Origin of the sequence: Paracoccus sp. PAR01 (genome assembly GCF_014851995.1) — a bacterium.
Classification (GTDB): domain Bacteria; phylum Pseudomonadota; class Alphaproteobacteria; order Rhodobacterales; family Rhodobacteraceae; genus Paracoccus; species Paracoccus litorisediminis.
Genome location: NZ_JACVAW010000004.1, coordinates 62,107 through 74,278, shown reverse-complemented (window position 1 = coordinate 74,278; position 12,172 = coordinate 62,107). Strand labels below are relative to the sequence as shown.

At 65.4% G+C, this 12,172-nt stretch carries 10 protein-coding genes; 4 read left to right on the top strand and 6 right to left on the bottom strand.

Annotated features, from left to right (window positions below; all coding sequences use genetic code 11):
* Nucleotides 1–80: 80 nt before the first annotated feature.
* From IB235_RS25830 to IB235_RS09260, 3 genes are all read left to right on the top strand, one after another.
* Nucleotides 81–848, top strand: coding sequence for an amino acid ABC transporter ATP-binding protein (locus tag IB235_RS25830; RefSeq protein WP_225612174.1), 768 nt, complete (start codon nt 81–83; stop codon nt 846–848).
* Nucleotides 849–933: 85 nt separating this feature from the next.
* On the top strand, nt 934–1,872 hold the full coding sequence (locus tag IB235_RS09265; RefSeq protein WP_155039432.1) for an ABC transporter substrate-binding protein: 939 nt from the start codon (nt 934–936) through the stop codon (nt 1,870–1,872).
* 55 nt (nt 1,873–1,927) lie between these two features.
* Nucleotides 1,928–2,851 carry an ABC transporter substrate-binding protein gene (locus tag IB235_RS09260; RefSeq protein WP_192336475.1) on the top strand — a complete coding sequence of 308 codons (924 nt, stop codon included), beginning with the start codon at nt 1,928–1,930 and terminating at the stop codon, nt 2,849–2,851.
* Nucleotides 2,852–2,930: 79 nt separating this feature from the next.
* Here IB235_RS09260 and IB235_RS09255 read toward each other — a convergent pair whose 3' ends face one another.
* From IB235_RS09255 to IB235_RS09240, 4 genes are all read right to left on the bottom strand, one after another.
* Complete coding sequence (locus tag IB235_RS09255) at nt 2,931–5,915, bottom strand: autotransporter domain-containing protein (RefSeq protein WP_192336474.1); 2,985 nt, start codon at nt 5,913–5,915, stop codon at nt 2,931–2,933.
* A gap of 128 nt (nt 5,916–6,043) precedes the next feature.
* Nucleotides 6,044–7,030 carry a TRAP transporter substrate-binding protein gene (locus IB235_RS09250; RefSeq protein ID WP_225612136.1) on the bottom strand — a complete coding sequence of 329 codons (987 nt, stop codon included), beginning with the start codon at nt 7,028–7,030 and terminating at the stop codon, nt 6,044–6,046.
* 108 nt (nt 7,031–7,138) lie between these two features.
* Nucleotides 7,139–8,767, bottom strand: coding sequence for an iron ABC transporter permease (locus tag IB235_RS09245; protein WP_192336473.1), 1,629 nt, complete (start codon nt 8,765–8,767; stop codon nt 7,139–7,141).
* A gap of 67 nt (nt 8,768–8,834) precedes the next feature.
* Nucleotides 8,835–9,854 carry a Fe(3+) ABC transporter substrate-binding protein gene (locus IB235_RS09240; RefSeq protein ID WP_155039428.1) on the bottom strand — a complete coding sequence of 340 codons (1,020 nt, stop codon included), beginning with the start codon at nt 9,852–9,854 and terminating at the stop codon, nt 8,835–8,837.
* A gap of 103 nt (nt 9,855–9,957) precedes the next feature.
* On the opposite strand from IB235_RS09240, the gene IB235_RS09235 reads away from it, so the two are divergent.
* Nucleotides 9,958–11,043, top strand: coding sequence for an ABC transporter ATP-binding protein (locus IB235_RS09235; protein ID WP_370576859.1), 1,086 nt, complete (start codon nt 9,958–9,960; stop codon nt 11,041–11,043).
* Here IB235_RS09235 and IB235_RS09230 read toward each other — a convergent pair.
* Nucleotides 11,040–11,657, bottom strand: coding sequence for a response regulator transcription factor (locus tag IB235_RS09230; RefSeq protein WP_155039426.1), 618 nt, complete (start codon nt 11,655–11,657; stop codon nt 11,040–11,042). The genes IB235_RS09235 and IB235_RS09230 overlap by 4 nt on opposite strands.
* Nucleotides 11,658–11,714: 57 nt before the next feature.
* Nucleotides 11,715–12,095 (bottom strand): response regulator transcription factor, encoded by a 381-nt coding sequence (locus IB235_RS09225; protein ID WP_155039425.1) that lies wholly within the window; start codon nt 12,093–12,095, stop codon nt 11,715–11,717.
* Nucleotides 12,096–12,172: the final 77 nt, after the last annotated feature.

Below are 12,172 nucleotides of genomic sequence, written 5' to 3'. Positions count from 1 at the left end.
CGACGCGCGCATTGGAAATCGCGCCGCTGCCGCCGACATGGCGTCCGGCCACCGCGATCCCGCAGCAGGCACTGGCCGCGCTGCCGAAAGGGGCCGAGGTCGAAATCCACGGCGTGTCGAAAAGCTTTGGCGATCTGAAGGTGCTGGACGATATCGCCCTGACCTTTCCGGCGGGCAGCGTCACCGCGATCATCGGGCCGTCGGGCTCGGGCAAGTCGACGCTGCTGCGCACCATCAACCATCTGGAGCGCGTGGACCGTGGCCTGATCGCCGTCGATGGAGAGCTGATCGGCTATCGCCGCGACGGCGACGCCCTGCACGAACTGCGCGAAAAGGACATTCTGGCCCGGCGCACCGAAATCGGCATGGTGTTCCAGAACTTCAACCTGTTCCCGCATCTGACCGTGCTGGAAAACATCACCGAGGCCCCGGTCACCGTGCGCGGCCTGAGCCGACCCGAGGCCGAGGCGCAGGCCCGCGAATTGCTGGCCCGCGTGGGTCTTGAGGATAAGGCCGATGCCTATCCGCGCCAGCTTTCCGGCGGCCAACAGCAGCGCGTGGCCATTGCCCGGACGCTGGCCCTGCGGCCCAATGTGCTGCTGTTCGATGAACCGACCAGCGCCCTTGACCCGGAACTGGTGGGCGAGGTGCTGGACGTGATCAAGGAGCTGGCGCGTTCCGGCATCACGCTGGTCATCGTCACCCATGAGATCGGCTTTGCCCGCGAAGTCGCCGACAGCATCGTCTTCATGGAGCAGGGCCGCGTGATTGAGGCCGGCGCGCCGGACCAGATCCTGACCCGCCCGAAACATCCCCGGACCGCGGCGTTCCTGGCCAAGGTTCTGTAAGCCCCCCAACCCTTCAACCGAAATCTCGACCTGCCCGGACCGATCCGGGCAGCCGGACCCCTCACACCCCGAAAGGATCTCGACCATGACCACCAATCCGACCCGCCGCTGGCTTCTGGCCGCCGCCGCTGCCCTGACCCTGTCCGGCCCGGCACTGGCCGCCGAACAGATCCGCGTGGACCTTAGCCCCGAGCAGCCCGAGCGCGTCCGCGCCGACAAGGTGCAGGCGGCCATCGACCTGCTGCCCAAGGATTACAAATTCGTCAATCCGGGCAAGCTGACCGTGGCCTCGGTTCCCGGCAACCTGCCGTTTGCGGTCTATGCCAGCGACACCAAGACCCCGATCGGCAGCGAACCCGACGTGGCGCAACTGGTCGCCGACAGCCTTGGGCTGGAACTGGAGCTGATCCCGATCGCCTGGGCCGACTGGCCGCTGGGCGTGACCTCGGGCAAGTTCGACGCGGCGATCCACAACATCACCGTGACCGAGGAACGCAAGGAAAAGTTCGACTTCTCGACCTATCGCAACGATCTGCTGGGCTTCTATGTGCCCCATGACAGCAAGATCACCGCGATCACCAAGCGGCAGGACGTGGCCGGGCTGCATGGCTCGGTCTCGTCGGGGACCAATCAGGAAGAAATCCTGCTGCGCTGGATCGAGGAGAACAAGGCCGAGGGTCTGGCCGATACCGAACTGAGCTATTTCGACGATCCGGTCCTGCAGGATCTGGCGCTGGAATCGGGGCGGATCGAATTCTATCTGGGGCCGAACGCGACCTCGGGCTTCAAGGCGGCCAAGGACGGCAAGATCAAGAATGTCGGCACGCTGTCGGGCGGTTTCCCTGATACCGCCGAAATCGCCGTGGCGACGCGCAAGGATGCGGGATTGGCCCCGGCGATCACCGCCGCGCTGAACGCCCAGATCCAGAACGGCAATTACGGCAAGTCGCTGGGCCGCTGGGGTCTGGACGCGGAATCGCTGTCGGAATCGCGCACCAACCCGCCGGGACTGGCCAAGAAGTGACCCATGCGCCCCCGTCCATCGCGGGCGGGGGCTATTCCCAGAAAGGCCCGATGACATGACCACCCTTTCGCGCATTGCCGCCCCGATCCTGCTGGCGCTGAGTATCCCCGCTTATGCCGCCGATCTGCCCTTTGACCTGACGCCGGAACAGGCGGCGCGGCAGCATACCGTCCTGAACCCCAAGGCCGTGGCCGCGATCCCCAAGGATTTCGCCTTTGCCGCGCCGGGCGTGCTGACCATCGCCACCAATCCCGGCGGGCCGCCGTTGTCGACCTATGCCACCGATACCGAAACCATTGTCGGGGCCGATCCCGATATCGCCTCGCTTCTGGCCGAAAGCCTTGGGCTGCAACTGAAGCTGGTCCCGACCGCATGGGCGGATTGGCCGCTGGCGCTGCAATCGGGCAAGGTCGATGCGGTCATCTCGAATGTCGGCGTGACCGAGGAACGCAAGCTGAAATACGATTTCTCGACCTATCGGCAGGGGCTGCACGGCTTTTTCGTGGCCCAGGACAGCAAGGTCGACACGATCACCCAGCCCAAGGATATTGCCGGGCTGACCATCATCGTCGGCATCGGCACCAATCAGGAGCGCATCCTGAACGAATGGAGCCGCCTGAACGATCAGGCCGGTCTGCCCGAAAGCACGCTGGTCTATTACGACGATGAGGCGACCAAGCTGCTGGCCCTGCGCGCCGGCCGGGCCGATGTGATCGTCCAGCCGAACGCGCAGCTGGTCTTCATCGCGGCGCGGGATGGCGACATCCGGCAGGCGGGAACGCTGAGTGCGGGTTGGCCTGACCGCTCCGACGTGGCGGTGACCACGCGCAAGGATTCCGGTCTGGCGCAGGCGCTGACCGAGGCGATCAACGGGCTGGTTGCCGATGGCAGCTATGGCCGCACGCTGGAACGCTGGCATGTCGCCGAAGAAGCGCTGGAGACCTCGCAGGTCAACCCGCCGGGGCTGCCGCAATATTGAAAGGCCCGCGCGGATTTCTCCGCACCGGCCGGAACTGGGGGCAGGAACGGGCAGGGCGGTCATCGCCCTGCCCATCCGTTCAGAAGCGCACCCGCAGATCGGCGGTCAGCGACTGGTCGCTGGCCCCGTCCCCGAACTGGCCCGTATAACCGACCGAGACGCGGGCGTCATCGGTCAGCGCCATGTCCAGCACCCCGCGCAGGATCGCCGCATCCTTGGCAATCGGCGCGCCCGCCACGTCAAAGGCCTCGCCTCCGCCGAAGGCCACCGCCGCCATCGGGTCGATATCGCCAAAGGCATGCTGCCAGCCCAGTTCGCCGCGCAGAATGCTGCCCGGTTTCACCGTGCGTTCAGCCCGCAGGCCCAAGGTGGTGAAGGTGGTGTTCATGTCCAGCCCGTCGCTGTGCAGCGCGGCGTCGCCGCCCTTCTCGGTGAAGCTGTCCGAATTCAGGCTGACATGCTCAAACGCGGCGAAGGGGGTGAATTGCCCCTGCGAGGTCTGCATCTGCCAATTGGCCTCGCCGAACAGGCGCGTGGTCTGCGCGTCGTAATCGGCGGTCAGCGTCTCGGTCCGGTCGGCCCATGTCGCGCGGCGCTGGGTTTCCAGCTTGTTCAGCGTATGGCTGGCCCCGAAGCGCAGCCCCAGCGCGCCCTGACGGGTGCCGCCATAGACGCCAAGGTGATAGCTGTCGATCTCGGCCCGCGCATGCTGATCGTCCAGCGACACCGAGCCGCTGCCGAACCCGGCAAAGAAGCCGCCGCGCCAGCCGTTTTCGGCCTCGGCATCATAGCCGACCAGCGTGCCGCCGCCCGAACGCGACCGGTCCGAGACCTCGCCGCCATCGGTTTCGGCCCAGTTGCCATAGGCCTGCCACCAGATCTGCCCCGCGCCCATCTGGGCGGCATGGGTCGCGGCGGCATGCTGATCGCCGGTCGCCTCACCGATGCGGTCGCGAACCGCGCTGTCGATATTCGCGGCCATTTCGGTCATCGCACCGGCGACCGAGGCGTGGATCTCGCCCGAAAGTTGGTCGAAGGATTCGCCCGCCGTCCGCGCATCCGAGAAGACCAGTGCGTCAAAGACCTCATGCCCCGCGCCAAGCGCCTCGATGGCATCGGCGGTGGTGCGACCGTTGCGGCTGGTCGCGGCCTGCCGGAAGGCGGTGTCATTGCGGTCAAACCGCAGCGTCACGTCATTGCTGCCATAGGTCAGGCTGGTATCGAGGAAGGCCGAATCCACCTCGGAACTGGCGAATGCCCCGCTGATCCCGCCCGCCGCCGTCAGGATGCGGTAATCGGTCGCGATGGCATAGTCACCGTCCGAGGCCAGCGCAAAAACGCCGCCATTCAGGCTGGCCGTGCCGGTCACATCGACGCGGTCGCTGTTGCCCGCAGCGTCAGCCTCGACCTGATAGATCGCGCCTTCCGCCAGCGTCAGATCGCCATCGACAGTCAAGGTGCCGATGCTGTTGCCCGGTGCCAGCGTGCCGCCCGAGGCTACGGTCAGATCGCCCGTCCGGCCCGTGCCGCCGATGCGCGCGCCGTCCTGCACCGTGGTCGCGCTGGTCACGCTGCCCGAAACATTCAGCGTCCCGCCCGCCACATTGGTTGCGCCGGAATAGCTGTTGTCGCCCGACAGTTCCAAGGTGCCATTGCCGCGCAGGGTCAGCCCGCCGCTGCCGGTGATGTCATTGCTCCATTCGTCCGAGGCCGAAAAGCCGCCATCCATCCGGGTCAGCGTCACGTCCACGTCCTGATCGAACGCGCCGAAACCCCCGGCGGCGGTGTACAGGTCCAGCCGCGCCCAGCCCGAGCCGTCATCCAGAACATGGCCCGATTGCAGTTCGGTCGAGGCCAGAACCTCACGCAGTTGGGCGGTGGTCATATAGGGGAAGCGGCTGGCGATCAGCACCTCGGCCCCTTCGGGCACGACCGCGGCCAAGGTGGTGTCGCCGACGGTATCCATGCCGTAGGTCAGCCGATACTGATAGGCGGCGTCATTGGCATCGCTGTCGCTGAAGCGGTCCGTCTCACTTTCCGCGATGCAGGTGGCGATGGATGCGCCGCATTCCTGTTCCAGCATCGTGCGCAGATCGTCGCGGGCCGTCGCCCACAGCGTCTGGAAATCATCTGCGGTGGTCATCGGCTGGCCGAACAGGCTGGTGGTGGCAAGCCCGGTATAATCGGGATTGTTGTTCAACATCTGCGCCAGCGTATAGGTCGACTGGATGCGCGCGCCGATCACGTCCAGGGGGTAATGCACGCCCAGCACCACCCGGCTGTTGCCATATTCCGAGCCGCGCGCCATCAGCTGCTGATAGCGTTCGGGCAGCATGGTCGCCAGCAGCAGCGTGGAGGAAAAGCCAAAGGCGCTGTGGCCGCTGGGGAATGCCGGGCTGGTGCTGATCGTCGACCAGGCAGCCGACGCCGCGTCGGTCTGGTTGCCGAAATAATCCTGCCCGGCAAAGTTCTGCATCTGGTCGGGCGCGACCTGCACCGGGCGCGAATTGCCCGAAGCATTCGCATGGGCCGGGTCGGGCTGATAGGCCAGATCATAGATGCTGTATTGCCCGCCCGAGGGCAGGGCGATCCCGCTGACCGGATGGCCATGCGCCGCGCCGCGGGCGTAGAAATCCTTGGACACGTCGGCGGCCGCCATCGACAGCCCGGTCGCCTGCGACATCATCGACTGGAAGGCGGGCGAAAACGTGGTCGAGCGGTAATCGGGCGACAGCGTATTCGTCGCCTCGAAGGCCGTCTTCAGCTTCGATCCCAGCGCATCCGTCACCAGCATGCCGTTCTGGGTCGAGCCGATCAGCGCCGCAATGGTATTGTCATAAAGCGCCTGCGCGCGCTCGGCCCCGGTGGCGTTGTTGTTGGTGGCGATGGCGGTGGCAAGGTTCTGGGCCAGCACCTGCCGCCCTTCGGGCGTGTTCATCAGCAGGCTGAAATCCTGCAAAAGATTGGTCGCGCCGATTTCGGTGACGTTCTGCGCCTGCGAACCGGCAGCGGTAAACAAGGCGCAGACCGCAACGGTCACGCCCAGCAAAGTCTTAAGTTTCAATGATTTTCCCCAAGTCTCAAACTATGACTGGGGCAGCTACGTCACGGATGTAACGGGTCTGTGATGGTTTGTGAAATCTTGCGTGACAGAGATGTGGCGGCGCCCCTGCGGACGCCGCCGACGTAGCGTCACTCGGTCGAGCGGATGGTGTCGACCATGGTCTTTGCCTCGGGCGTCGTCACGTATTTGGCATAGACCGGCTCCATCGCGGCGATGAAGGGGGTCTTGTCGATGCCGCGGATGATCTCGGACCCGGCCTTTTCGACGGCCTGTTCGGATTCCGCGATCTTCTTGGCCCACAGGTCACGCATCACGCCGACGGATTCCTTGCCCGCCGTCTTCAGCAGGGCCTGATCCTCGGGGGCCAGCTTTTCCCATGTCACCTTCGAGATCGCCAGCACTTCCGGCATGATCAGGTGTTCGTCCAGCGTGTAGTATTTCGCCACCTCGAAATGGCCCGAGGTGTCGTAGCTGGCCGGGTTGTTTTCCGCCCCGTCGATGACGCCGGTCTGAATGGCGGAATAGACCTCGCCATAAGGCATGGGCGTCGCATTCGCGCCAAAGGCGGCCATCATGTCGACAAAGACATCCGACTGCATGACGCGGAACTTCATCCCCTTCAGGTCGTCGATCGACTTGATCGGCTTCTGCCCGTTGTAGAAGCTGCGCGCGCCGCCGTCGTAATAGCCAAGCACGATCAGGTCATGCTGGGCGAACCCTTCGGCGATCTGTTCACCAACCGCGCCGTCCATCACCTTGTACATGTGCTGGGGCGAACGGAAGATATAGGGCAGCGAAACGATCTGCGTTTCCGGCACAAGGTTGTTGAACGGACCGAAGGACGCACGCACCATGTCGATGACGCCGAACTGGGTCTGTTCAATGGTGTCCTTTTCCTCGCCCAGCACGGATGCCGGGAACACTTCCAGGCAGATGCGGCCCTGACTGCGTTCCTTGACCTGATCGCCCATCCAGCGCACGGCCTCGACCGTCGGGTAGCCAGCCGGATGCGTGTCGGCCGAGCGCAGGTTGATTTCGCAATCGGCAGCGGCGGCGGCCCCCGCCCCCGCAGCCAGTATCGTGCCGCCGATCAGCAGCATTCTTGCAAGTCCCATTTAATTCCTCCCAGATTATTATGGACTTATCTCCCACGGGAAATATTGCCCTATTCTGATGAGTTTCCAAATATATTTTAGTATAAGGCTTTACAGATCACCGGTTTTTCAGGCCCGGATGCTGCGCGACAGCAGCGCCACGGGCAGCATGCCGATCAGCACGATCAGCAGGGCCGCGATGGAGGCGTCCTCATAGGTGCCGCGCGCGGCCTCGCCATACAGATGCGTGGCCAGCGTTTCGACATTCAACGGGCGCAGCAGCAGGGTCGCGGGCAGTTCCTTGACGCAATCGACAAAGATCAGCAGCCCCGCCGCCGCCATCGAGGCGCGCGACAGCGGCACATGGATATTGCGAAACACCCCCGAGGGGTTCTGGCCCATGCTGCGCGCGGCATGGTCAAGGCTGATCGGGATGCGGGTCATCCCGGCCTCGATCCCACCGCTGGCGATGGCAAGGAAGCGTGCGACATAGGCATGGATCAGCGCCGCGCCCGAGCCCAGCAGGATCAGTTGCGGGGCGCTGTCCATGAACCAGCCAAGGACGCCGCTGATCTGGCGGTCGGCAAAGGTGATGACCGGCAGCAGCCCGATGGCAAGGATCGTGCCCGGAACCGCATAGCCCAGCGTCGATACCCGCGCCGCCGCGCGGGTCAGCGCGTTCGGATGCAGCCGGGGTGCGGCGCTGATGATCAGGCCCAGCCCCACCGCGACCAACGTGGCGGTCAGCGCCAGAGCGGCGGTCTGCCCGGCCTCGACCCAGATCCGCGACGGGATGCCGGAAAAGGCCACGCGCCGCCACGCCTGCCGGACCAGATAGGCGGCGGGGGCGGCAAAGCCGATCAGCACCGGCAGGGCGCAGAACAGCGTCGCCCCCCATGCCGCAGCCCCGCGCAGCTGCACCCGCGACAGCGGCAGCAAGCGGCGTGAACTGCCCGCATAAAGCTGCCCGCGCCGGGCCCGACGCTCGATCATGACCAGCGCCACGACGATCGCCAGCATGACCAGCGCGATCTGCGCCGCTCCGGGCAGGTCGGTGCGGTTGATCCATGTCGAATAGACGGAAACGGTCAGCGTCCGCACGCCCAGAAACTCGGCCGCGCCGATGTCGTTCAGCGTCTCCATCAGCGCTAGGGCCATTCCGACGGCAATGGCCGGGCGGGCCAAGGGCAGGACGATGCGCCAGAACACCCGCACCGGCCCCGCACCCAAGGTGCGCGAGGCCTCCAGCAGGTTCGCGGCTTGCGTGGCAAACAGCGCGCGCACCGGCAGGTAGACATAGGGGTAAAGCACGAAGCCCAGCAGCAGGATGCAGCCCGCCATCGACCGGATGTGGGGCAGGCGGAAATCGCGCGGGCTGGCATAGCCCAGCATCTCGCGGATCAGCGACTGCACCGGGCCGACCGGGTGCAGGATGTCCAGATAGGCATAGGCGATGATATAGGTCGGCACCGCCAGGGGCAGCAGCAAGGCCCAGCCCAGCAGGCGGCGGCCCGGAAAGTCGAAGCCCGCAATCAGCCATGCCGTCACCGTGCCGATGACGGCGACGATGCTGCCCACCCCGGCCAGCAGGATCGCGGTCTGCATCAGGGCATTGGCCAGCACATTGCGGATCAGATGCGGCCACAGCCCGATGCTGCCCTGCAGGGCAAATCCGACCAGCACCGCGACCGGCAGAAGAACAAGGGCCGCGATCAGGATGGCGGCGATCTGCCATCCCGTGCCGGTTTTCAGGAACATGGGTGTCTCCTCAGGGTCGCGCCCCCGCGACGGGTCGGGGGGCGCGATATATCGGTCTTGCGACGGATCAGTTGTCGAAGCCGACGGCTTCCGCCAATTCGCTGGCGGCCTTGCGTTCGCGCGCAATGGCGGTCAGGTCGGTGGCGTCCACCTTGAGTTCACCGAATTCGCCGACCAGCGGGCTGACCGGGATGCCGGGTTTCACCGGATATTCGAAATTGGCCTCGGCATAGATCTTTTGCGCCTCATCCGAGACGAGGAACTCCAGCAGCTTGACCGCCTGATCCTTGTTCGGGGCGTTTTTCGCCACTGCCGCGCCCGAGACGTTCACCTGCGTGCCGCCATCGGCAAAGGTCGGCAGGACCAGCTTGATCGCCTTGGCCCATTCTTCCTGCTCGGGGCCGCCAGCGCCGCTGCGCATCAGACCGACGTAATAGGTGTTGGCGATGCCGATATCGCAGATGCCGCCCATGATGTCGCGGGCCACGTCGCGGTCGCCGCCACCGGCCTTGCGGGCGAGGTTGCCCTTGACGCCTTCCAGCCACGCCTTGGTGTCATCGGCGCCGTGATGGGTGATATAGGCCGCCGTCAGCGCGACGTTATAGGGGTGCTGGCCGGAACGGATGCAGACCTTGCCCTTCCATTCGGGCTTGGCCAGATCCTCATAGGTGAAGCTGGACAGGTCCAGATCCTTGGCCGCGTAAAGCGCGCGGGCGCGCAGCGACAGGGCGAACCAGTTGCCGTCCTTGTCGCGCAGGTTTTCCGGGATCGCGGCCTTCAGCGCCTCGGAATCGACCGGCTGGGTCAGGCCGCGATCGACCAGATCGACCAGATTGCCGATATCCACGGTCATCAGCACATCGGCGGGGGATGCCGCGCCCTCTTGTTCCACACGCTCGGGCAGGCCGTCTTTCAGGAAGATCGTGTTGACCTTGATGCCGGTATCCTTGGTGAAGGTTTCCAGCAACGGCTCGACCAGCTTGGGTTCGCGCGTCGTGTATAGGTTCAGCTCTTCGGCGCCGGCGGCCCCGGCGGCTGCCTGCGCAAGAAATGCCGCACCCAGCAGTCCCAGAAGTCTCGTCTGCATTCCACGTCCTCCGTTTTTGACTAATACGCTTCTATTATCCCAAGAGAATAAGTAAAGATTACTTAATGGTCCAAGCCAGATGCCAGGACGAGGGAAGAACCGCGTGGAACATACCGATTTTCTGGGCGAGAGGCCGGTCGGGCGTCATGTGCGCGGCCAGCCCATGCTGGAGATCAACGCGGTCGAACGCCGCTTTGCCGGATCGTCGGGTGTGCAGGGTGTCTCGCTGACCGTCTGGCCGGGCGAGGTCACATGTTTGTTAGGTCCATCCGGCTGCGGCAAGTCCACGACCTTGCGGATGATTGCCGGGATCGAGCGGGTGGATGCGGGCCAGATCAGCATTGCCGGACAAGTGGTTGCCGATGCCCGCACGGACGTTCCGCCGGAAAAGCGGCCCGTGGGCATGGTGTTTCAGGATCTGGCGTTGTTTCCGCATATGACCATCGCGCAGAATGTCGGCTTTGGCCTGCCGCGCAGCGGGCGCGGCGCGGCGCAGATCGGGCATCTGCTTGAACGTGTGGGCCTGCCCGGACATGCCGACAAATACCCCCATCAGCTTTCGGGCGGCGAACAGCAGCGCATCGCGCTGATCCGTGCGCTGGCCACGCAGCCCCGCGTCATGCTGCTGGATGAACCCTTCTCCAGCCTCGACCAGCGGCTGCGGGTCGAGATGCGCGAACTGGCGCTGGACCTGCTGCGCGAGGCTGGGGCGGCGGTGGTGCTGGTCACCCATGACCCCGATGAGGCGATGATGATGGCCGACCGCATCGCCATCATGCGCGAGGGTCGCATCCTGCAGGAAGGCGCGCCGCTGGACCTGTATCACCGCCCGGTCGATCTGGCGGTGGCCGGGTTCCTGTCAGAACTGAACGTGTTTTCCGGCCGGGTGCTGCAGGGCCATGTCGGCACGCCGATCGGTGACCTGCCGGTGCCCGGCGTGGTCGAGGGCACGCGCGTCCATGCCGCATTCCGCCCCGAACATCTGGCGGCGCGGCGCGGCACCCGGTCCTCGGGTCAGGCGCATGTGCTGCGCGTGCTGAATCTTGGCCGCGAAAACGTCATCGAACTGAAGCTGCCCGGCCATGCCTCCTATCTGCGCTGCAGCGCGCCGGGGCATTCCGACCTGACGCCCGGCGAGCATGTCGAAATCGGCTTCGACCCCGACAAGGCGCTGATCTTTCCGCATTAATCCCCGATGCCCAGCCGCCCGGCCATCCGCACCAGATCGGCCAGTGTCCGCGCCTCCATCTTCTTCATGGCCGAGGCGCGGTAAAGCTTCACCGTGATCTCGCTTAGACCCAGCCGATGCGCGGCCTGCTTGTTCAGCAGGCCCGCCGTGACCAGTTCCATCACCTGCCGCTCACGCTCGGACAGGGCGTCGAAGCGGGCGGTCAGGGCGGTATGTTCGGCTGCGGCCTCGCGGCGCAGGCGGTCGCGGGCGATGGCGGCGCTGACCGCATCCAGCAGGTCCTGATCGCGAAAGGGCTTGGTCAGGAAATCGACCGCGCCGGCCTTCATCGCGCGCACCGACATCGGCACATCGGCATGGCCGGTCATCACGATCACCGGCAGGCCGATCCCCAGCCGTTCCAGCCGGGTCTGGAAATCCAGCCCGCTTTCGCCGCGCAGCCGCACATCCAGCAGCAGGCAGGAGGCGACCTGCGGCAGGCTGGCCGCCAGAAACGCATCCGGGCCGGGATAGCTGTGGCAGGCCAGCCCGACCGAGCGCAGAAGCGAGTCGATCCCGGCGCAAAGCTGCGCGTCATCGTCGATGACATGGACTGCCGAAAGCTGCTGTGACATCCGTTCCCCGTCGGCTTCCGGGGTCAGACGATAAGGGCAACGGCCGATAAAGTCACATCAATTTCGGCCCGCGCCCCCGACGGCGCGGCGCAGGCAGCGCAGCAAGTCGCGGTCGTCAAAGGGTTTGCTCAGGAAACAGACAGCCCCCGCCGCCAGCGCCTGATCGCGCAGGCTGGTTTCGGGATAGGCGGTCATCACCAGCACCGGCAGGGCGGGGTGTTCGGCGCGCAGCCGGAATTGCAGGTCCAGCCCGCTCAGGCCCGGCAGCTGGATGTCGGTCAGCAGGCATTGCGGCAGGCCGATGCGCAGGCTGTCCAGAAAGGTCTCGGCGCTGTCGAACAGGGCGACGCGGAAATCTTGCGCGCGCAGCAGGCTGGACAGGCCACGCCGGATCGCATCGTCGTCATCGACGATGGCTATATGCGGACCTTGGTCCATCTGCCCCACTTTGCCCCTTTCCAATCGGCCCCGGACAGTCGCCAAGGCCGCGGCCGCCCGCTTCCCCAAGCTTGCGA